The 21054-nt window shown below is 70.0% G+C and carries 19 protein-coding genes and 1 pseudogene; 4 read left to right on the forward strand and 16 right to left on the reverse strand.

The window, feature by feature from the left end; translation table 11 throughout:
* Window positions 1-58 precede the first annotated feature (58 nt).
* The 3 genes from ACFY9I_RS36985 to ACFY9I_RS36995 all read right to left on the reverse strand — a co-directional run bounded on the left by ACFY9I_RS36985 (window position 59) and on the right by ACFY9I_RS36995 (window position 5288).
* Window positions 59-547, reverse strand: a complete 489-nt coding sequence (locus tag ACFY9I_RS36985; protein WP_391010219.1) for an SRPBCC family protein — start codon at window positions 545-547, stop codon at window positions 59-61.
* Between the two features lie 31 nt (window positions 548-578).
* Window positions 579-1985 (reverse strand): FAD-dependent oxidoreductase, encoded by a 1407-nt coding sequence (locus ACFY9I_RS36990; protein WP_391010222.1) that lies wholly within the window; start codon window positions 1983-1985, stop codon window positions 579-581.
* An 81-nt stretch (window positions 1986-2066) separates the two neighbouring features.
* On the reverse strand, window positions 2067-5288 hold the full coding sequence (locus ACFY9I_RS36995; protein ID WP_391010225.1) for a cytochrome P450: 3222 nt from the start codon (window positions 5286-5288) through the stop codon (window positions 2067-2069).
* Between the two features lie 512 nt (window positions 5289-5800).
* Between ACFY9I_RS36995 and ACFY9I_RS37000 the strand changes: the two genes are divergently transcribed.
* The gene (locus tag ACFY9I_RS37000; RefSeq protein WP_391010227.1) at window positions 5801-6388 is read left to right on the forward strand and encodes a TetR family transcriptional regulator; all 588 of its coding nucleotides are present in this window, start codon (window positions 5801-5803) and stop codon (window positions 6386-6388) included.
* A gap of 61 nt (window positions 6389-6449) precedes the next feature.
* On the opposite strand, the gene ACFY9I_RS37005 is transcribed toward ACFY9I_RS37000, so the two are convergent.
* From ACFY9I_RS37005 to ACFY9I_RS37025, 5 genes are all read right to left on the reverse strand, one after another.
* The gene (locus ACFY9I_RS37005; protein WP_391010230.1) at window positions 6450-6770 is read right to left on the reverse strand and encodes a hypothetical protein; all 321 of its coding nucleotides are present in this window, start codon (window positions 6768-6770) and stop codon (window positions 6450-6452) included.
* A 433-nt stretch (window positions 6771-7203) separates the two neighbouring features.
* Window positions 7204-8067, reverse strand: a complete 864-nt coding sequence (locus tag ACFY9I_RS37010; RefSeq protein WP_391010233.1) for a GDSL-type esterase/lipase family protein — start codon at window positions 8065-8067, stop codon at window positions 7204-7206.
* A gap of 44 nt (window positions 8068-8111) precedes the next feature.
* Window positions 8112-8546, reverse strand: a complete 435-nt coding sequence (locus ACFY9I_RS37015; protein WP_391010236.1) for a hypothetical protein — start codon at window positions 8544-8546, stop codon at window positions 8112-8114.
* Window positions 8547-8794: 248 nt separating this feature from the next.
* On the reverse strand, window positions 8795-9733 hold the full coding sequence (locus ACFY9I_RS37020; RefSeq protein WP_391010239.1) for a LysR family transcriptional regulator: 939 nt from the start codon (window positions 9731-9733) through the stop codon (window positions 8795-8797).
* A 278-nt stretch (window positions 9734-10011) separates the two neighbouring features.
* Window positions 10012-10773, reverse strand: coding sequence for an LPXTG cell wall anchor domain-containing protein (locus ACFY9I_RS37025; RefSeq protein ID WP_391010242.1), 762 nt, complete (start codon window positions 10771-10773; stop codon window positions 10012-10014).
* A 243-nt stretch (window positions 10774-11016) separates the two neighbouring features.
* On the opposite strand from ACFY9I_RS37025, the gene ACFY9I_RS37030 reads away from it, so the two are divergent.
* On the forward strand, window positions 11017-12489 hold the full coding sequence (locus ACFY9I_RS37030) for a family 43 glycosylhydrolase (protein WP_391010245.1): 1473 nt from the start codon (window positions 11017-11019) through the stop codon (window positions 12487-12489).
* A gap of 298 nt (window positions 12490-12787) precedes the next feature.
* On the opposite strand, the gene ACFY9I_RS37035 is transcribed toward ACFY9I_RS37030, so the two are convergent.
* The 3 genes and pseudogenes from ACFY9I_RS37035 to ACFY9I_RS37045 form a co-directional block, all read right to left on the reverse strand.
* Window positions 12788-14233, reverse strand: a complete 1446-nt coding sequence (locus tag ACFY9I_RS37035) for a family 43 glycosylhydrolase (RefSeq protein WP_391010248.1) — start codon at window positions 14231-14233, stop codon at window positions 12788-12790.
* 23 nt (window positions 14234-14256) lie between these two features.
* Window positions 14257-14422, reverse strand: a pseudogene (locus ACFY9I_RS37040) (RICIN domain-containing protein); the annotation flags it as partial.
* 249 nt (window positions 14423-14671) lie between these two features.
* Window positions 14672-15241, reverse strand: a complete 570-nt coding sequence (locus ACFY9I_RS37045; RefSeq protein ID WP_391010251.1) for a TetR family transcriptional regulator — start codon at window positions 15239-15241, stop codon at window positions 14672-14674.
* A 381-nt stretch (window positions 15242-15622) separates the two neighbouring features.
* Between ACFY9I_RS37045 and ACFY9I_RS37050 the strand changes: the two genes are divergently transcribed.
* Window positions 15623-16492: an alpha/beta fold hydrolase gene (locus tag ACFY9I_RS37050; protein ID WP_391010254.1), complete on the forward strand. Its 870-nt coding sequence runs from the start codon at window positions 15623-15625 to the stop codon at window positions 16490-16492.
* 229 nt (window positions 16493-16721) lie between these two features.
* Here ACFY9I_RS37050 and ACFY9I_RS37055 read toward each other — a convergent pair whose 3' ends face one another.
* The 5 genes from ACFY9I_RS37055 to ACFY9I_RS37075 form a co-directional block, all read right to left on the reverse strand.
* Window positions 16722-18461 carry a SpoIIE family protein phosphatase gene (locus ACFY9I_RS37055; RefSeq protein WP_391010256.1) on the reverse strand — a complete coding sequence of 580 codons (1740 nt, stop codon included), beginning with the start codon at window positions 18459-18461 and terminating at the stop codon, window positions 16722-16724.
* Between the two features lie 232 nt (window positions 18462-18693).
* Window positions 18694-18864, reverse strand: coding sequence for a hypothetical protein (locus ACFY9I_RS37060; RefSeq protein WP_391010259.1), 171 nt, complete (start codon window positions 18862-18864; stop codon window positions 18694-18696).
* 57 nt (window positions 18865-18921) lie between these two features.
* Window positions 18922-19278, reverse strand: a complete 357-nt coding sequence (locus ACFY9I_RS37065) for a PRC-barrel domain-containing protein (RefSeq protein WP_391010262.1) — start codon at window positions 19276-19278, stop codon at window positions 18922-18924.
* 81 nt (window positions 19279-19359) lie between these two features.
* Entirely contained in the window at window positions 19360-19632 is a 273-nt protein-coding gene (locus ACFY9I_RS37070; RefSeq protein WP_391010385.1) for a hypothetical protein, read from the reverse strand.
* Window positions 19633-19896: 264 nt separating this feature from the next.
* Window positions 19897-20145, reverse strand: a complete 249-nt coding sequence (locus tag ACFY9I_RS37075) for a hypothetical protein (RefSeq protein WP_391010265.1) — start codon at window positions 20143-20145, stop codon at window positions 19897-19899.
* Between the two features lie 177 nt (window positions 20146-20322).
* Between ACFY9I_RS37075 and ACFY9I_RS37080 the strand changes: the two genes are divergently transcribed.
* A complete protein-coding gene (locus ACFY9I_RS37080) occupies window positions 20323-20880 on the forward strand; it encodes a DUF5994 family protein (RefSeq protein WP_391010268.1) in 558 nt (185 codons plus the stop codon).
* The last annotated feature ends 174 nt before the right edge of the window (window positions 20881-21054 follow it).

Here is a 21054-nt window from a genome sequence, read left to right on the forward strand (position 1 = left end):
GGGCGGCCAGGGTCACCGAGACCCGGCCCCACAAGCGGTGGGCGACCGCTGACCGGCGTCACCGGCGACCGGTGCCCGAGTCCTCCGATCGGATCAGGGTGGTGAGATTGGCCATGGACGTGCGCATGCCGGCGCGCATCGCGGGCTGCTGTACGGAGTCGAGGAGCAGGCCCAGTGCGCCGAGGGCGATGGTGTACTCGACCTGGTAGAGCATCTCCGTCGCCTCGCGGCCGTCGGCACTCTGGACCGGGCGGAACTCGAAGGTGTTGGTGACGTCCTGGAGCGGGGCGAACCCGGTGCCGGTGTCGACGCGGCGCTTGAGGGGCTCGATCTCCCTGACGGTCCAGACCGAGTCGGTCTTGAAGGGGCCGAGGGTGCGGTTGCGCTCGGAGTACGTCTTGCCGACGGTGGCGACGCCGTGGTGGTCGGTGACCTCGATGGCTCCGGCCACCCACTCGGCGTACCGGTCGGTGCGGGAGATGACGTCCCACACTCGCCCGAGGGGGGCGTCGATGACGGCGGTCTCGGTGACCACGTACTTGCTCATCGCGGGCTTTCCTCTCTGATGTTTCTTGCGCTCAGATCTGGTGGAGGAGTTCGGTGGCCGTCGTCCGGCCGGAGCGGACCGCGCCGTCCATGTAGCCGTTCCAGTACGGGGAGAACTCGGCGCCCGCCCAGTGGACCCGGCCGTGGGGGCGGCCCATCCACTGGCCGAAGTCGCTGAGCACGCCGGGGGCGGCGACGGAGGTGGGGCCGCCCTGGGTCCACTGCTCGGCGGTCCAGTCCTGCTCGACGTAGTCGACGGTGTCGAAGGCGCGGTCCCCGACGACCTGGGCGAAGCAGCGCAGGACGGCGCCGCGGCGCTCGGCGGCCGGACGGTGGGCCCACTTGCGCCACTCCCTGCCGCCGAGGAAGCCCATGAGCACGCCAGGACCGCCGCCGTGCGGGGTGTTGTCGAACATCTCGCGGAGCGGGGAGCCGCCGCGCAGCAGGCCCATGCCGGACAGTCCGTCCTCCCGCCAGAAGGGCCTGTCGTAGACGGCGACGCACTTCATGAGGGTGCCGAACGGCAGCCGCTGGAAGAGCTGGTCCTGCTGTGCGGGCAGCAGCGGGTCCCACACGATCCGCGACGCCACCAGCGGCGGTACGGCGACGATCACCCGGTCGGCCCGCCAGTCGCCGGCGTCGGAGACCACGGTGACACCGGTGGAGTCCTGGCTGATGCGCCGCACCGGCGCCGACAGGTGGACGCGGCCGTCGAGTTCCTCGGCGAGGCGCTGCGCGACCAGCTGCGAGCCGCCGACGAACCGGCTGTCCTGGGCGCCGCCGGTGGTGCCGGTGCCGCGTTCCATGGTGCCGGGGTTGGCCTCGTTGCCGAACGTCGAGACGTACCAGAGGCTGAACAGGGCGGAGGCGTCGCGTGCCTCGCCGCCGTAGGCGGAGTTGAGAAAGAGGTTGATCATGTCGACGGCGTCGCCGGTGATCTCGGCCTTGCGCAGCCAGGTCTCGTAGGTCATGCCGTCCAGTTCGCGGGCGTTCGGGGCCTGCCAGGGGGCGGCGGGGTCCACCTTGGCGGCGGCCTGGCCGATCCGGGCCAGGGCGATGCCCATGTCCGGCAGCGCGAACAGGTCCGGCGGGGTGTGCCCGGTGAACCGCTTGGCCTTGCCGTCGTTGACGTAGACGGTCTCGCCGGGGACGGCGGCCTGGTAGGTGTCCACGCCGACCTCCTTGGCCAGCGCCAGGATGTGGTCCTGAGTGGGGCCGACGAACTGCCCGCCGATCTCCGTGACCTGGCCGTCGCCGAGGTGGTGGTTGAGCAGCCGGCCGCCGACCCGGTCCCGGGCCTCCAGGACGGCCACGGACTTGCCGGCCGCGACGAGTTCCCGCGCCGCGGTCAGACCGGCCAGCCCCGCGCCGATCACCACGACATCGGTGGTGCGGCTCCCGCGGTGGTCCGCGGCCGCAGTGCTCTTCGTATCGGTCATGATCTTTCCTTTGGTCACTGAGGCAAGGCTTTGGGATGCAAGGCCTTGGTCATTGCTGTGCAGAGTGCGTGGTGACCGGGGTCAGCCGGCCCAGACGTCCTCGACGTACGTGCCGGACTCCGTCATGGCGGTCAGCCAGGCGGCGGCCTCGCCGGCGTCGGCTCCGGTGTGCTCGCGGTAGAGGGCCTGGAGCGCTGTGCGTACGCCGGGGGCCATGCGGCGCCCGTCGCCGCAGACGTACACCCGTCCTCCGGCCTGCAGGACCGACCAGACCTCGGCGCCCTCCTTGGCGATGCGGTCCTGGACGAAACGGACGCCGTCCTCGGGGGCGTGGCTGAAGACGGGGCGCAGGCTGACGGCTCCGGCGTCCTCGGCCGCCTGGAGTTCCTCGCGGTGGAGGAAGTCGACGTCCGGGTGGTCGCAGCCGAAGTAGCACAGCAGTGTCCCGGTCGCCTTGCCGTGCAGCCGGTCCAGGACGGCGCCGCGGAAAGGCGCCACTCCGGTGCCCGCGCTGATCAGGATCACGGGGGTGGCCGGGTCCTGCGGCAGACGGAAGGCTTCGCTGCAGGGGAGCACCCGCGCCTGGAGGGTGTCGCCCGCGCTGACGGTCTGCAGGTAGTGGGAGGCGATGCCGTGGAAGGTGCCCTCGCCGCTGCGGTGCGGCGCTGCGAGGAGCGACACCATCAGGTCCACCTCACCGGGCGTGGCCTCGGCGGACGAGGAGATCGAGTAGTGCCGTGGCCGCAGGACGGGCAGCAGTTCCAGGAAGTGCTCGAACGGCAGCTCGCAGGCCCGGTAGCGCTCCAGCAGGTCAAGGAGGCTGCATCCGGCGTCTGTGATCTGGTCGCGGAAGACGTCGGGCTTTGCCCCGGCGAGTTCCGCCAGGGGGCGGTGCTCGGGCGGGCAGGCGGTGTGCTCGGCGAGTACGGCGACCTGCTCCTGGGTCGCGGTGTCCTGCAGCTCCACGAAGTCCGTGAGCAGTTGACGCAGGGTCAGCGGGCGGTCGACGGGCAGGGCGTTGCGGCTGCGGCGGCGTGCTTTCAGCCGTACGGTGCGGTCCAGGTCGAGGCCGAAGCGGTCGGCGACCCGCTGCACGAGGGCGGCCGGGTTGCGCGGGAGCACCGCGAGGTGGTCGCCGGTGCGGTAGGCGACGCCGTCGGGCAACCGCAGCCGGATGAAGCGCTTGGAGCGGCCGAGCGGGTGGTCCATGTCGACCAGTTCGCAGGCGTCCAGCACCTCCATGGGCTGGACGCCGTGCCGTGCCGCGAGCGGGCCGGTGACCGACTGAGTGGCGTCCTGAAGCTCGTACAGCCCCTGGTCGGCGTCGGCTTCACCACTCTGTCCGGTCGGTTCGGCGCCGGCCTGCACCGGGCTCCCGTACCTCTCCAGCAGGGCGTCCCACAGGTCGCCGGTCCACCGGTCCACGGTGCCGCCGAAGTCCCCCGCGGCGTCGGCGGCGCCACGCTCCAGCAGGGGCGTCGCACCGGCGGCGGCAAGCCGCTCGTCGATGAGCGTCGGGATGCGCTGGTAGGTGGCGGCCCAGTTGCGGTCGCCGACGCCGAGCACCGCGTACTCGACGCCCTCGAGCGAGCCGGGCTCCAACTCGTCCAGCCATGACACGAACCGGGCGGCGTCGTCGGTGGGCCTGCCGTTGTAGGAGGCGGCGACGATCACCACCGGGCCGCCGGTGCCGGTGAGTTCGCCCACCGCGTCGTCGAGGGAGGCGACGGCGGTGGCGAAGCCGTGCTCGTCGCCGTCCACGGCGAGGTCGGCGGCGATGCCGGAGCAGGTCCCGAGATTGGAACCGTGCAGCACGGTCAGTGTCGTGCCGGCCGCACGCCGGGCGGCGGGCCGCGCGTGTTCAGCGGGTGTGCTGATGGCGGCGGTGGGCAGGCGACGCTCGCCGCTGTCGCGTCGGGCCAGGTTCAGGGTGAAGCCGTCGGGCTTGAGGGTGAGGGACTGCTTGATCTTGAGCTGGTAGTCGGTGTGGTCGATCAGGCGGAACCGGTGCACCAGCAGGGCGAGGACGAGCGTCGCCTCGTGCAGCGCGAACTGGCGTCCGATGCAGGCCCGTTCGCCGTTGCCGAACGGCTTGAACAGGTGGACCGGGCGTGTGGTCTCCCGCTCGGCCGAGAACCGCTCCGGGTCGAACAGCTCGACGTTGTCCCCCCAGGCGGGATCCCGGTGCAGCTGAGGGACCAGCACCATCAGCGACTCGCCCTGGCGCACGGCGTACTTGTCCCCGATGACCGTGTCGGTCAGGGGCTCGACCGCGTACGCCGGCGCCGTGGGCCACAGTCGCAGGCTCTCGCTGAGGATCTGGCGGACGTAGGTGAGCTTGCCGATGTCCGCGTACTGCGGGTCGGGGTCGGCTGCATCGCCCCACAGGGCGTCCACTTCCGCCTGGGCGCGGGCCAGTACCTCGGGGTGCTTGGTCAGGTAGTACAGCGCGAACGACAGCAGGCCACTGGTGGTCTCGTGACCGGCGATGAGGAAGGTGATCGCCTGGTAGCGGATGTTGACGTCGTCCAGCGGCTCGCCGGTCACCTCGTCGCGGGTGTGCAGCATCCGGCCCAGCAGGTCGTCGGTGCTCTGGTCGCCGTCCGCCCTGCGCTGCCTGATCACATCGTCGACCAGGTTCTTCATCAGCGTGACGTCGTTGCGGAACTGCTCCGCCTTCTTCCACTGGAACAACTCGGCCCCGGGGATGGACTCGCCCTTGGCCTGAGCGAAGTCCAGTGCCCTCGCAAGCGCCGTGATGAAGGGATGCGGTTCGTCGCGGCGGAAGGACTCGAAGTCGTAGCCGAAGCCGCACAGCCCGATCGTGTCGAAGGTCAGCCGGGTCATGTCGGCGGCCACGTCCACCGGAAGCTCCCCGGCCGCCCGGTCCCACTTGGCGATCAGCTCCCGGGCGACGTTGAGCATCGTCGCGTGGTAGCCCCGCATCGCGCCCAGGGAGAACGCCGGCATCAGGACGTCGTGCGCCTTGCGCCAGTTGGGCTCGTCGCCATAGGCCGTGAACAGCCCGTCCCCGCCGATCTCGCGGAGGATCACGAGATCCGGGTGGACGTTCTTGCGGAACCGGCTCTCGTCCGCGAGTTCGGAGACGAGATCCAGGCCGGAGACGAAGTTGATCTCGGTGCCGAAGATCCGGAGCTTGAACAGCGGCCCCAGCTCCTTGGCCTCCTTCATGACATAAGCGAGACCCTCGGCCCCGCCGGGGACGTCGAGAGCGTGTCCGATCAGGGGAAGAGCCGGGCGCTCGGGGATCGGCTCGGTTTCGGACAGGGGAGCGTGGGACATGAGCGTGCCTTTCGACCGCGGCTTGCTAGCGATGGCTGTCAATCTACAGACAGACTTGGTCGCATGACAATGTCGGCTGACTGGATTGTTCGACATGGTCGTGTGAAGGAGCTGTGTGTGCGTGGCGGCTCGTCCGCGTTGGCGCTCCGCGCGGGCCTCGGCTGCGCTTGGGGAAGGGGCGTGTGGACGCGGCGGACCGGCGAGGGGGGCGAAGGGTCAGGGGCTGAGGTGAAGGGTCAGGGACTGAGGGGAACGTGACGACGTGCCCGAGGCCCTGAAGAGGGAACTTGACCGGGAAGGACAGGCTTCGGGTTCCGCCCATGGCCCTCGGCCCGCTGCGGATGCTCGTGAACGGCGTCCAGGAGTCGGCCATGTGTGCCGGTGGGCGCACCTCATGACCGGCCTCGACGGCCTGCTCCGTTCCGAGATATCGAGGATCGCCCGCCGGCGGGCGGCTCTGTTGATCTTGTCAAGCGACCTGTTCGACAGACTGAGTCGGATAGGATCGTGGCATGGCTCATGTATCCGCGGCGGAGCGCCGCCCGCAACTGATCAAGGCGGCCATCGGCCTCATGGCCAGGGAGGGCGTCGCCGCCGGCAGTACCCGCGCCATCGCCACCGAGCTCGGCGTGGCACAGGCGACCGTGCACTACACCTTCGGCACGAAGGAGGAGCTGTACCGGGCCGTCATGGAACAGGTCACGCACGACCTGATCGCCCAGGTGACACAGGCCGCGCCCACGGACGCGAGCTTCGAGGAAACCATCGTCACGCTCGCCGAAGCACTCTGGCGTACCGTGCTCGAACAGCCCGCCTCGCACCAGCTGCTCACCGAGCTGAGCATGTTCGCCATGCGTACGCCACACCTGAAGGAGGCTCTTCAGAGCCACTACAGCGAGGTCCTGGCGGTGACGACGGCGCTGGTCGAACAGGCCGCCGAACGCACCGGTCACCAGCTCGGCCAGCCCGCTGAGACGATCGCGAGATTCTTCCTGGCCGGCTTCGACGGACTGACGATGCAGCACCTCTCCCTGCCGGACGAGAAAGCCGAGCGCGTCTGCCTGCGGGCCCTGGTCTCGGCCGTCCTGGCCATGGCCTGAGGTCGCAAAGGCCTGTTCAGGCTCAGGTACACGGCGAGTCCGCCCGCCTTCGTCGCCGTGCTCACCACTCGTCCTCCCGGGGGTGGGAGGTGGCGGTCCGCGAGGAGCCGCCGGGACGCCGTCGGGCACGCAGCCTGCGTACGGTGGTGTCGGCACCGTCCCACGCGTACCCGGCGGCGAAGGCCGCCATCAGGCCGAGCGGGCGCAGCCGCAGTACCCAGTCCAGCCGGGTGTTCACGGACACCGGCAGCCGGTCGAACCAGGTGGCGGTGCCAGGTGGCCGCTGATCGGCGGGCTGTACGAAGTCACGGCCGCTGATGTCCACGTGCTGTCCGCGCGGAGCGAAGGGCAGCCGCCGCACCTTCGGCAGCGGGGCGGTCACACTCAGCAGACTTGTCGGCGTCCGCGGCCGGACGCCGTGAGCCTTGCCAATCCTTGATCGAACATCTGATCAAGGATTGGCAAGCAGCCGCCCCGGTGGGACACCGTTTGCCATGCGAACAGCGGCCGGCGTAACTGACCGCTGTTCGCAGGTGATCGGGCTGATGTGGCAGGTCACCAGCTCGGTGCGCATGTGGTCGGCGGCCCTTGGCCACCTCCGCCGGTGCGGCTCTCCACCAAGGAGGCCAGGCGACTCCAGGAATACGGCGCGCGGCCGACGTCCTTCCCGCTGTACGCCGAACTCCTGTCGTCCGTCGGCGCCGCACCAGCCCTCACGCCGGTTGGCCGTCGCAAGGCAGCCGGGGTCCGAGGGCGATGCCCGGTGGACGAGGAACCACTGGGCACATGCCTCCCGGCCGTCACGGCTGGGACGCCTAACCCTGCCGCAGGACCGCCGCGAAGGTGCCGGCGATCAGCGTGTGGCCGGAGGCGTTCGGGTGGGGGTCCTGCTTGGTGCAGGCCCAGGTCAGCTGGCAGACCTTGGCCACGTTCGCGGGAACCTGGCCCTGACCGGGCACATCGACGGGGGTGAAGTCGTTCGAGCCGAAGGCTCCGGCCACGTCGGCGATCTTGAAGCCGGCGGCGGAGTACACCTGCGACAGGGCCGCGTTCTCGGCGTTCACCAGGGAGACCGAGGCCTTGGCGGCCTCCTGCCCACCCTGGCCGCGCAGCCACTGCCCCAGGAACGGGTTGTAGTACGTCATGCCCGCGAGCTTGGTCTTCGGGGCCGCCGCCGCGCGCAGTGCCTGGGTGATCTGGGCGAGGTTCTGGGGGATGGTCTGGGTGGCGCGGTTGACGCAGGCCTGGTCGAATGCGCCGGTGGTCTTGTCGACACACTGCAGGATGTCGTTGGCGCCGATGTCGACGGTGACGTAGCTGACGCGGTCGCCGTGCTTGGTGAGGGCCTTGACGGCGGCGTCCAGCTGGGACTGGGCGTTCGGGTAGGAGCAGGTGCCGCCCTTGAGCAGTGATGTGGTGGTCTCGCTGTCGCAGCCGAGGCGGATGTGCTTCAGTCCCGGCTGGTTCTGCTTGAGCTGGGCGTAGAGCTGGTCGGAGTAGGCGGCGTCCGTGTCCCGGTTCACGTCCGGCTGGTAGCCGGCGGCTATCGAGTCGCCGATCGAGATGTAGTACGTGGTGTTGTCGCCGCCGTTCCACGGGCAGGCGGCGGCCACGCCGGGCGCGCTCAGCACGACTGCCATTGCGGCGGCGACGAGTTGGGGTGTCTTGTACGTACGCATCAGTTGCGTGTGCTCTCTCTTCGGTGCTGCGGGAGGGGGTTGGCTCAGCGGGCCCGGTGGCCTGCCCGGTACACCGCACGGATGTCGGTGACGGCGGACGCGGCGTCGGCCGGGGAGCTGCCGAGCACGAGGAGGTCGGTGTCGGAGCCGGGGCGCAGGAAGCCCTGGTGTCCGGCCCGGCCGACCACGTCGGTTGCCTCGCTGGGCGCGGACCGCGTTACGTCACGGTTCGACACGCCCAACTCGGCGAAGGGGTTCGGGGTGTGGGGGTGGTGGTGGGGGTGGTCACCGTGAGGTTTGTCGGAGCCGATGCCGGCGTTGGGTTCCGCGAACGACCCGGACGCCGAGGCGATGATCTTGGTGATGGCGTCCGCCATGACCGCCCTGCGCGCGACGACGGCCGGAAGAACCGGCATGGTGCCGGGCCCGGCGCCGGGCACCATGTCCTCCGTGAGGCCGGCGAAGGTGCCTCGCCTCACGACCTCGTCCGGCGTCCTGGCGCAGGCCGACGCCTTCGAGGGTGAGACACGTCCTGCCCGTAGCGCCTGCAACGCGCTGGGTATCACTGTCGAACTCCGAGAAACCGAAAGGTGGGGGTGACGAGCTCAGTCGTTTCTGGGCGAGATCAACTCTGGCCGCGACTGTGTGCTTTGGGAACGCGAAATCGCCGATGACGGAAATAGATGGGATCAATACCGCCGGGGAGGCCCGTCTTCCGAGGGCGTGATCAGCTGTGTGGTGTGCCGGTGGGTACGGTCCGCGCCGTGCTCGCGGCAACCATCCGACCGGCCTCGGCCGCGGTCCTGCGCAACCAGAGGTGCGCGGGGTCCACTTCATGCAGGGGATGCCACCACAGGGAATACAGCAACCGCCCTCCGCCGAAGGGCAGTTCGACCACGACCGTGCCGCTGTCGGGGGAAAACAGGCGGGTGGCGCTTTCGGGGACCACGCCGACCCGGTTGGTTCCGGCGATCAGGTACGGCACGGTGAGGAAGTTCTCGATGGCGACCTCGACCCGCGGTTCGATGCCGTGGGCTTGCAGCCCGTGCAGGGGCGAGAAGCCGCACGACGGGAGGTAATAGGGCAGTATCCAGGGGCGGGTGGCGAGTTCCTCCGGAGTCGGCGGCGCGGAGGTGACGGTGTCTTGCGCCATGACGCACACCCAGCGGTCCTCGTACAGATCAACGCCGGGGACGTTCGCCAGCAGGCCCTGCGGCAGCACCATGCCGTCGACGGTGCGCAGGTGCTCCTGGGCGCCGCGGACGAGATGCGGGCTGTTGTGCTGGAACCGCAACTTCACCCCGGGCGCCGCGTCGTGCACCAGGGCGGTCAGGACGCGCCCGAAGGTGGCGAGCTGGACGTCGGTCACGATCAGGGTGAACTCGCGCTCGGCGATGGCGGGATCGAAGTCGGAGCGGGTGCCGAAGACCCGGTTGGCCGAGTCGAGGGTCCGCTTGGCGTGCGTGGCCACGCGCTCGGCCAGCGGGGTGAGTTCGTACTGGTTGCCCACACGGGTGAGCAGCTCGTCGCCGAAGTGGCGGCGCAGCCGGGCCAGTGCGGCACTGACGGTGGGCTGGCTCAGACCGAGCCGCTGGGCGGCCCGCGTCACACTGCGCTCCTGCAGCAGGGCGTCCAAGGGCACCAGCAGGTTCAGATCCAACCCCATGGCGCCAAGCCTCCGTGACGACATCGCCTTTGTCCGGGTCAGCATAAGTGATCCGATATGACCGAAGCCCAGCTGGCGGGCCTCTCCGCAGACGCCCGCCCTGGCCTCCGGCGCCGCGGTGCAGCGGCGGCCGGCCGTGGCCGGTCCCGCGCTGATCGCGTTCGGATACGGCGCCTCCTTGCCGGCGCCGGGGTTGACCGGCGGAGTTCCGTGGATCCTGGCCGGGGTGTCTGCCCTGAAAAACTCGGGAGGCGCTTGGCAAGCGCCCCGTGGCATGGCTACGACGCCCCGTGGCGCCCCCGGTCGCGGCGGCGCAGGAGCAGCAGTCCGCCGGCGACGGCGGTGACGCCCGCGGCGGCCGTCCACCCGACGATCTCGCCGGAGCCGGTCGCGGCCAGGTCGCCCCCCGCGGTGGGGGAGGCGGAAGCGGAGGCCGGTGAGGTGGTTGCCGTCTGGGGCCGCGGGTCGGAGGCGGCGCCCGAGGGCGGGGCGGAACCGGCGGGCTTCGGGGTGGCCTTGGTGTCCGTCGCCTTGTCCCGGGTGAACGCCAGCGTCCCGAAGCCGAGCTGGTCGAACCCGCCGCTGTTGGGCCCGTAGTCCCCGCCACCGCCCTCGGGCGCGGCCCTGGCGGCGATCTGCGTGAGGTACGTGGCGGACAGTCCACGCCGCTTGGTGTAGTGGTTGGCGACCATGGCCCAGACCGGCCGCATCTGCGCCGGGTCGGCGGGGGCGACCTTGGTGGGGGTCTGGATCCCCGGCCGACGGTCCACCTGGGCGTAGGGCGTGTACGGCACATTTCCGCCCAGGCACCACTTGGCCACGTACTCAGCGCCCTTGAGGAAGCGGTTGTCGTCGTAGCCGTACAGCACGGTGCACTTCGCGCCCGTGTCCTTGGCCGGCTGTGCCCGGTCGGCCGGCTTGCAGGCGCTCGCGGTGAACTCGCCGGTCGCGTCGGTCACGGTGAGCGGGGCGGCGTGAGCCGGCACGCCGTAGCGCCAACAGACATAGGATGAATCGGAAATCGAACCGGTCAGTTCCATTGACGGGCTCCTGGCTGCAACTTATCTTTCGATCGCATTCGAAGTTCGCAATTCCGCACGCTGTTCGATATGTCGGACTATGTCGCCGAAAGGGGCAGCACGCACGTGCTCCGCACCCGTCACTGGTCCACGTCATCCGGCCCCGCCGTCGGCTGACCCTCCCCCTCATGCCCGCCGCCTCGCCCTGGGCCGCCCCTGGGCTCGGCGGGTCACAACGCGCCCCCCGATAGCAGGAGTTCGAGCATGGAAAATTCACCGACCCACCGGGACAGATCAAGATCGACCGGCAAACTGCCTGCTCACGCGGACGGGACGCCGCCCGGGCGGATTCCGCTGCGGCGCCGGATCAGCCGCGCGGGCAGTGCCCTGACCGCCACGGTCATGATGATCACCGGTCTGCTCCTCGCCGGCTCCCCGGCGCAGGCCGACAACCCCATAGACACGGACCGGTTCGTGGCGGACCCGTCGGCGCACGTCTTCAACGGGCGCATGTACATCTACGCCACCGACGACTCCGACAACAGCGGTACGTACTGGGACTCCAGGGACTGGCGCTCGTACTCCTCCGCCGACGGGGTCACCTGGACCGACCACGGGCAGGTCTTCGACCTCACAGGCTTCAGCTGGGCCAACAAGCTGGCCTGGGCGCCTGCCGCCGCGCAGCGCAACGGCTTCTACTACCTGTACCTGCCGACGGACCGCAACAAGATCGGTGTCGCCCGCAGCACCTCGCCCACGTCCGGGTTCAAAGACGTACGCGGGACACCCCTCATCGACACCTCGCGCGACACGAACACCGGAACAGAACCCATCGACCCGATGGCGTTCATCGACGACGACGGACAGGCGTACCTGTACTTCGGCAGCAGCCGCCAGCCCAAGGTCGTCCGGCTCAACCCGGACATGATGTCGACCAGCGGCCCCATCATGAACGTCACGGTCAACGGTGCTCCGGGCCAGGGCTTCGCCGAAGCCCCCTGGATGCACAAGCGCAACGGGCTCTACTACTTCTCGTTCTCGACCGGCTGGCCGGGACAGATCCAGTACGCGACCGCGACCAGCCCGCTCGGTCCGTTCACGTACCGGGGCGTCGCACTCGACTACGTCAACGTGAACACCAACCACTCGTCCATCCTGGAGTTCAACGACAAGTGGTACATGGTCTACGCGAACAAGGCTCTCGAGGGCGGAGGTAACCACCGCCGGTCGATCGCCTTGGATTACCTGCACTACAACAGTGACGGCACCATCAAGACGGTGGTCCAGACGGCCGTCGGGACCGCGGGGCCGGTGGGCCCCTACGAGACGATCACCAACCGCAACAGCGGCAAGGTCGTGGATGTCAGAAGCAGCAGCACCGCCGACGGCGCCGGCATCATCCAGTGGACGAGCAAGGCGCTGGCCGCGAACCAGCACTGGTTCTTCCGTGACGCGGGCAACGGCTACTACAACGTGGTCAGCCGCAACACCGGAAAGTGCCTCGACGTCCAGAGTGCGAGCAGGACGGACGGTGCGGCCGTCATCCAGTGGCGCTGCACCAGCGGCACCAACCAGCAGTGGTCCCTGACCAAGGTCGGCGACCACGTGCAACTGGTGGCGCGGCACAGCGGGAAGTGCCTCGACGTCAGCCGCAAGAGCACCGCCGACGGCGCGGCGATCATCCAGTGGACCTGCACCGGCGCCACGAACCAGCTGTGGACCAGAACCACGGTGTGACCCCCCGGGGCCACGACCGGCCGGAGGGCTGACCTGCCTCGCACGCAGGTCGGCCCTCCGGCCACTCGGCACGTCCGCACACCAGGCACCACCGTCGGCTCAACGGGGTTCAAGGTGTGGCTGCGCCAGGAGACGGGTGGACGTCCGCTGGGCGTCCCTCTACGACGGCCCCCGCGCACAGACAACGAGGGTCTGTCGCGAGAGGGGCGCCGCTTCATGACAGTGAGCCACCCGCGCGCCGTCCTGAGGTGACGCGCCGATGGCTCACTGATCACATGGCTCGTACGTACGGCCGGTCCTACTCCTTGTAGAAGGTGGCGTCCTGCCGGCCGACGGTGGTGGTCACCGGCTGGGTGTAGAGCAGGTGGTTGTAGTGCCGGATGTACCGGCCGGGGAAGTTGAACGACTCGTACGACACGGCCGCGGGGTCGGCGAGACCGGCCCGCTCGTGGAACGAGGCGTCCTTGTCGAACAGGGTGCTGCCGTCGTCCTTCTCCACCCACACCTCGTTGAACTTGTGGCGCAGGTAGTAGCCGGGGAAGTTGGCCGATTCCAGGGAGACGGTGCCGTTGCCGGCCAGGCCGGGGACGACGCGGAACTGCGAGTCGGCGAGTTCGGTGACGTTGGACTCGGTCCTGGCGCGGAACTCCCAGTGCCGGATGAACTTGTCCGGGAAGTTGTACGAGGAGAAGCGGACGGGGGTGACACCGTCGGCGACGGGGATGCCGAAGTTGGGTGTGCCGTCGGCGTTCCAGTAGATCTTCTGGTAGCGGGTGCGGCGGTTGGGGTCCTTGAGCGGGTCGCCGACGATGTCCCGGTAGTTGCGGGCGTGGTAGACGAGGATGTCCGACTTGCCGTCCTCGGAGACCGTGAAGGTGTTGTGGCCGGGGCCGTACTGGCTGGTCTTGTCGTTGCTCTTGAGGACCGGCGTCGGAGTCTTGCTCCAGGAGGCCGGGTTCATCAGGTCGGCGGTGGCGTCGGCGGTCAGCAGGCCGAGGCAGTAGTTGGCGTTGGTGGCGCTGGCCGAGAAGGTCATGAAGACCTTGCCGTTCTTCTGGATCACGGCCGGGCCCTCGTTGACGCGGGCGCCGGCGGTCTCCCAGGCGTACTGGGGCTTGGAGATCATGGCCGGGGTGCCCTCGATGGTCCAGGGGTTGGCCATCTTCGCCAGGTACAGTTGCGTGCCCTTGCCGAGCGCCGGGTCCTCCTGGGCCCAGCTCAGGTAGCGGGTGCCGTTGTGCGTGAAGGTGGTGGCGTCCAGCGAGAAGGTGTCCATGGGCAGGCTGATCCTGCCCTTCTCGGTCCAGGTGCCGGTGATCGGGTTGGCGGCGCTGGTCTCCAGGACGTACGGGCGGATCCGCCAGATGTCGTTGGACCAGCCGGCGGTGAAGTAGATGTACCACTTGCCGTCGATGAAGTGGATCTCCGGCGCCCAGATGTGGGCGCCCATCTCACCGCTGGCGTGCTTGGTCCAGATCGTGGTCTCCGGGGCCGTGGCCAGGCCCTGGAGGGTGGTGGCCCGGCGCATGACGATCCTGTCGTACGCGGGGACCGTGGCGGTGAAGTAGTAGAAGCCGTCGGTGTGCTTGAAGATGTGCGGGTCGGCGCGCTGCTCGGCTATCGGGTTGGTGAAGGTGACGGCGGGGGACGCGGGCGCGGCCGCCTGTGCGGGGGTGGTCACGGTGGTGAGCACGGCGAACGCGGCCGCCGCGGCCACCAGAACCCGTCTGGCGAGATGTCTCATGCTTCTGTTGCGGCCCTTCGGGATTAGGTGGTCGTGGGGACGAGCCTCCACTGCTGGCAGTTGTTGCTGAGCCAGCTCCACCGGCGTACGTCGATATCGTTGGCGTGCGGCGGTCGGCGACGTCCATGACCTTGCCGGTGAGGCGTTGATGATGTGGGCGTAGTCGCTGCCGAGGTAGACCAGGCCGAACGATGTTCGATACTGCGAACGGTGTGCGGAACTGCGGACGAAACGTAAAGGCGGCTCAGGCGCGGCGTCAATGGGTCGAACGAAACCGATATCCCGAACATCGCCATATCGCCTGGTACGCGGAGAAGGGGCCCGATGGACTGCTGTTCGTCGGCGAGAGCGGCGCGCCGTTCCGGCGTACTTCCCCCAGAGGGAAGTGGTGGCGCGCCCGTGCGGGCCAGTGGGTGGAGGGTTCTCGACGGTGGTGCGTCAGCGCACGTCCGCCGCGTCGAGCAGCGTGGTGACCGTGGGTGCGACGAGCCCGGTCAGGTTGTCGGCCTGAATCCCCGCGCGGGCGCTCGCTCCGTCGAAGACCAGGCTGAGCTGCCGGGCCAGCAGATCGGGATCGCCCGCCCCGCCCTGCTCGGCCTCGGCGCGGAAGAAGGCCGTCAGGTTCGCCTTGACCTGGTGGGCCACGCGGCTCGCCGGGTGACCCTGGTCCTTGAGCTCGACCTGCACGGCCAGATATCGACAGCCCCGGAACTCGGGCGCCCCTGCCTGCGATTCCATCTGATTGAAGACGTGCAGGATCCGCTCGCGGGGTGACCGGCCGTCGTCCGCCGCGGGCAGGAGGGTTGCCACGTAGGCGTCGGCGCGCTCCTTCAGGCTTGCCGCCAGGAGTTCGTCCTTGCTCTCGAACAGCTGGTACATGGAGCGCTTCGACACCCCTGCCGCCTTGCAGAGCGCCTCGACGCCGATGCTGACGCCGTCTCGGTAGGTGAGCGTGGCCGCCGCCTCCAGTAGGCGCTCTCTGGGGCTCAGTTTCACTTCGGTGGTCATACCGCGAGGTTAACCCGGAGCGGACAAAATGAAAACCGATCGGTTTCCGAAGGCTTCCGGAAGAGGCTCGGCGCGTACGGACCGCGCGTGCTCGCGTTCGCCGGCCAGGTCGGGGTGGTCCAGGCCGACCGCGGGCGGCGCTGGTGGGTGTGTGGGCGGCGGCAACCCCGGCCGTGGCCCCCGACTCCTACTCGCTCCGCTGCTCACGGCGCGCCAGGTGTCCCCCACGAGCGATGAGCCCATCGAGCCGCCGGAGCGCGCGGCGCCGGGCTTGCGTTGGGAAACCGATCGGTTTACCTTGATGGAAACCGATCGGTTTCCCGTTCTCGGGTGAGAGCCATGACCGTTTTGGTAATCCCTCACACACAAGGAGTCGGCGCGATGCCCAGCCAAGAGTCACGTCCCACGATGCACATCCCGGGGACCACCAGCCACACGATCCCCCCTCGCAGCGGCCATGAGGGAGAGCTGCGTTATCTCAAGGCGGGCACCGGTGCCCCTCTGGTCCTTCTGCACACCGTGCGCACCCAGGCCGAGCACTTCCGCCACCTCATCCCGCTGGTCTCGGACCACTACACCGTGTACGCCCTGGACCTACCGGGGATGGGCTACTCCGAGATCGTGCCCGGGGCGTCGTACGACGAACCGGCCATGCGCGCGGGCGTCGAGCGGCTGCTGACCGAACTCGACCTCCACGACGTGACGTTGGCCGGGGAGTCCATGGGCGGGGTGCTCGCCCTGACCACCGCGGCCGATCTTCCGGAGCGGGTACGGCGCGTCGTCGCGGTGAACACCTACGACTTCCGCGGAGGCATCGCCAGGTCGAGCCTCCTCGCCCGCGTGGTGGTCAGCGGCGTCCTCGCGCCCGGCGTGGGCCCCGTGATCGCCGGGGTGGAGCCCAAGCCCGCCCTCCGCACGATCCTTCAAGGCGGCCTCGGTGACAAGAGCGCGCTGCGCGAGGACTACGTGGACGAGCTCCTCCAGGTGGGCACCCGCCCCGGCTACCCGACCGTCGCCCGAGCCGTGTACCAGGCCCTGCCCAGCCTCATCGCGGCCCGCTCGCGCTACCCCGAGGTCAAAGCGCCCGTTCACCTCGTCTACGGCGAGAAGGACTGGTCCCGCCCCTCGGACCGTGAAACCACCAAGCAGCTGCTCCCGGGCGCCGAATTCACACAGGTCGCGAAGGCCGGCCACTTCATCGCCCTGGAACGCCCCGACGTACTGGCCGACCTGCTGAACGCGGCGGCCTGACCACCGGCACCACTGACCCGAGGAGCGGAGCAGGGCGGAGATCCGGATCCAGCTTGACGTACCGGCGCGGATGCGCGACGGCACGGCGTCCAGCCGACGGGACCGGGCAGGGTGGTGGCTCTCCGCCCGCTCGTCGGCACCGCATGCCGGGCACCCTTCGCCCCCGTGTTCGCTGACGCGTATCCGGCGCACCATGCGGGTCGGGTCTTGGAACGTCGCCCTGCCGCTGTCACTCCGACGGCAGCCGCAGGGCGAGGAGGGCCACGTCGTCGGTGCTGCCGGGCGGCATACGGGCGAGCAACTGGTCGCACAGTGTGTCCAGGGACGCGTGAGCGAGCCCCAGGGCGTGGCGGCGCAGGCGGGTCAGGCCGGTGTCGAGGTCACTGCCGGGGATCTCGATCAGGCCGTCGGTGTAGAGCAGCAGCGTGGAACCCGGCGGCAGGGGTTCCGTGGCGTTCGGCCGGCCGTGGCCGCCGCCCTCGCCGTCGCCCAGGTGGGCGCCGAGGAGCAGTCCCTGCCCGGCTTCGAGATACCGCGCGTGGCCGCCGGGGGTGAGGAGGAGCGGCGGCGGATGTCCGGCGCTGGTCCACCGCAGGGTCCATGGGCCGTCGTGCGGGTGGCCTTCGACCCGGGCGAGGACGAGGGTGGCCATGGGGACGGTGGTGATCGCGGGCATGGCGTCGTCAAGGCGGTCGACGACGCCTCCCGGCAGCCCGACGTGGTCCCAGGCCATGGAGCGCAGGATGCCGTGCAGTTGGGACATGCCGGCCGCCGCGGTCAGGTCGTGGCCCACGACGTCGCCGATGACCAGTGCGAGCGTGCCGTCCTTCAGCTCGAACGCGTCGTACCAGTCACCGCCGACCTGGGACCCGACGGGGGCGGGCTGGTAGCGGGCGGCCAACCGCAGCCGGCCGGGCTGGGGCAGCGGGCCGAGCAGGTTGCGCTGCATGGCCTCGGCGACGGCACGTTGGCGGCCGTACCGTCGCGCGTTGTCGACGACCAGACCGACCCGGTGGCCGATGTCGCCCACCACCTCCAGGTCGGCGGCGTCGAAGGGGTGAGCGGGGTCGGTGCGGACCAGTGTCAGGGCGCCGGTGATCCGCGGTCCGGAGCCCAGCGGCACCGTGACGACGGATGTCGCGCCCACCGTCCGCAGGAAGTCGCCGTGGTGGGCGGCCAGGGGGGAGCCGGGCGGTACTGCCGCCCCCACCCCGTCCCACAGCACGGGATCACCGCCGTTCAGCACCTGGACGAGGGGCGACGGGTCCGCCTCCCCCGCTTCGGGGAGGCGCTCGCGCACGCTCTCCAGCGTCGTGTCGCGGCCCGCGGGACCTGTCACCGCGACGCGGTGGACCTGCCCGGAACCGGTTAGGAGGTCCACCGCGGTCCAGTCGGCGAGGCGGGGTACCAGCAGGCGGCCCAGCCGGGCGAGGGCCTCGTCGGCGTCCAGGGTCTGGCCCAGTACGTCGGTGATGTCCGCGACCAGCGTCAGCCGCTCGGTGAGGTCCTCCAGAGCACTCGTGTAGGCGGCCCGTTCCGCCCGCTCCCGGCGCGTGCCGTGGCCGCCCGCGGCGTCGCTGAACAGCACGGCCATGCCCTTGAAGGAGCCGGAGTCCGTCAGGGGAGAGGCGGACCAGGCGATGGTGATCAGGCGGCCGTCACCGCGCAGGTAACTGTCGCCGTCCCCGCCCGCGGCAGCCCTCTCGGACAGTGCCCGGAGCAGGGGGCAACGCTCGCGGACCAGAGCACCGCCGCCCGCGTCCCGGTGCAGCAGCTCGTGCGCGTCCATTCCACGCATCGCGTCAGCGGTACGGCCCAGCAGCCGCTCGGCGGCCGGGTTGACAGCGAGGATCCGGGCGGCCGGATCGACCACCATCAGGGCGGTGCTCAGCTGCTCGACCACCTGCCGCCAGAAGTCCCGCTCGGCCGCCGGCCACGACCGTCCCTCGTCCCCCGCACCCTTCACCATGCCGCCCTTCCGTCATGGGGGCCTCGCTCCGAGGACCGCGGGCACGTCGGGAACCAGATACGTGGCAGGGAAACCGACACACCGGTGACCGATGGTCCCCCGACGGATCCCCACGCGCACGCCCGACACGACGTTTCGTACATCCACCTCACGAGTGCCGGCCCACGGCACGGCACGGCGTCGCCGCAGCGTCGGCGTCGCCGCAGCGTCGGCGTCGGCCTCGGTGCCGGTGTCAGCGGACGGGACGCCGCCTGGTGCGCAGTAACACCCGCACCGCGAAGGAGATCACGGTTGCGGCGAAGACCACGATGCCGATGGCCAGGAGAAGGCCGAGGCCCTCCGCCGCCACACCGATGATTCCCAGTACGACGGCCACCAGGAGCAGCAGAAGGAAGAGCGCCATCACCGCGGACCAACTCCTCCGTGCCGTGCCGTGCCGTGCTGTCCCGTGCGTGCGTGGTCACCGGCGTGCGAGCTGACGTTCGCCGGCTGCCCCCGGCCGGTACGTCATGCCGTAGTGCCGGAAGATCTCCTCCTCCCGCTCGGCAGGCAGGACGTCGTCGGTCCCGATCGACGGGGCCCTCCGCACCTGCCCCTTGGTATAGGAGATCCGGACGTAGTCCGGTCCGAGGACCGCGTCGTCGAGCGGGACGAATACCAGCCGGTGGCGGGTGGGCAGTCCGGTCCGGACAGTGGCCATGGCCGGTTCGTCGGTGGCGGTGTCGACGTAGACCGCTTCGAGCATGCCGATCCTGCGCTGCTTCTCGTCGACCACGTCCTGGTTGCGCCACTCGCGGATGTCGGCGGGACGGATCATGGCCTGCTCCCTGTCTGCACGCTCTGCCAGGTGATACGTACGAGTACCCCGGCCCCCGTGTCCCAAGGCGCCCTCGCGGGCTCAGCCGCGGCTCTCCTCCTCGGCCTCCATGAGCCGTATCCCCTGATGCGTCAGCACGACCGTCGCAGGCACCTCTCCATGGGCCCAGCGGACCGTGACGAGCCCTTCGCCCACCAGATAGGTGCAGGCCGCGGCCAGATCGTGCTCGGGGATCTGCAACTCGTCACGCAGCCTGGCCCCGGAGACGTCGGGAAGGCCACTGCCTTCCATGTCGTCGTACAGGGTCTTCATGATCGCTTCGCGGTGGGTTTTCCGCTGGTGCAGTGTCGCCATGGTCACCGCCACTCGTCCTGGGCTCCCGGACCGGCTCTCCGTCCTCACTCTACTCCGGGCCATACGCCGGTACCCGCCCACGGCCAGCGGTTTTGCCGGGCAGCGCACGGGCGGCGGCGCACGGGCGGCGCGGTGGGACGGCGTCGTCACGGCGGGCGACGCGTCGCGTGCGGTGGTCGCACAAGCCGGACCGTGCTCCCGGTGGGCTCACGCCACTCCTCGAGGAGGCCTCGCAGCCGTTTCCGGACGCCGCCCCCACTACCGCTACCGCCGGTGGCTGTCTCCCGCGGACCGGCTGGTTTCCAGCCAGGATCGGGCGGGTTCCGCCGCGTGGGTGGTGTCCACGGTCAGGTCGAGGCGGGTTCCTCCGTCGGGGCCTGCGGGGTAGCTGCGCTGCTCGGTGGAGTCGAAGCAACGGCGGAGGACCTCCGCGACCCGGCGGGCGACTTCGGGCGAGGCGGCGACGACACGGACCTCGGCATGGCCGGCCGCGGGTGTTTCCATGGACCGCATGGCGACCTCGGAGTTCGACGTGCCCGTACAGGCCGGGCCGGGTTCACCACCTTACTCCGGCAGCCGCCGCAGCTCCCGCGGGCGACCGGCGACCTCCCGGCCCGCTGCGGGGCGCGGAGTACCGTGAGATTGAGGAAGCCACCCGGTCTCCTCGATGCAGGTAGGCAGGAGGGCGCGATGGCCGACTCCGGCTCTGGCTCCGGCTCCCGCTCCGACCCCCCGCAGGTGACAAGACATCTGCCCGACGATGCGCACCGGGCCGTGCGGCCCGGGACCGCTCTCGTGCGGTTGGAGACGACACATGACCGGCAGGGCGTGCTCGACGGCGTGTGGTGGCCTCGATCCCGTGACATCGCCGCCGAACTCCCCGGTCTGATCGGCGCACTGACCGAGCACCTCGGGCCCATCACACGCGTCGGCCTCGACACCGGGGCCTGGGAAGACCTGCCGACGCGCATGACCATCGACGACCGCGTCGTCCGCATCGACTCCTTCCCGGTCGGCGACGACACCGTTCTCATCACCCGGGGCGAGAGGGACCTCTTCTCCCTCCTCGTGGTCCCGCCTCACGCGACGCCCGACGCCGCGCGCGCCGCCATGGCCGAGGCCGTCCGCGCCGGCAGCGGGAGGCGGGCCGAACAGATCCTCATCGACACCGGCACCGGACGAACGGACCCGAGCGCCACGCAAGCCCACGAGGGTGTGGTGAAGAGCCCCGGTGAACAGCCCCGGTGAACAGCCCCGCGGTGAATAGTGGGCACCCGCCGGTCCTCGCGGGGTGCACGTCGCCTCGTTCGTGGTCCCAGGGACAACGGTCAGTGGGAGGGGCCCACGGGAGGGGGCTCCGTCGACCGGTGGTCCGTCGGGCCTGTCCGAGGAGTACGCTCGAAGTCACCGAGGATATTTCGC

Source organism: Streptomyces sp. NPDC012510 (genome assembly GCF_042955065.1).
Taxonomy (GTDB): domain Bacteria; phylum Actinomycetota; class Actinomycetes; order Streptomycetales; family Streptomycetaceae; genus Streptomyces.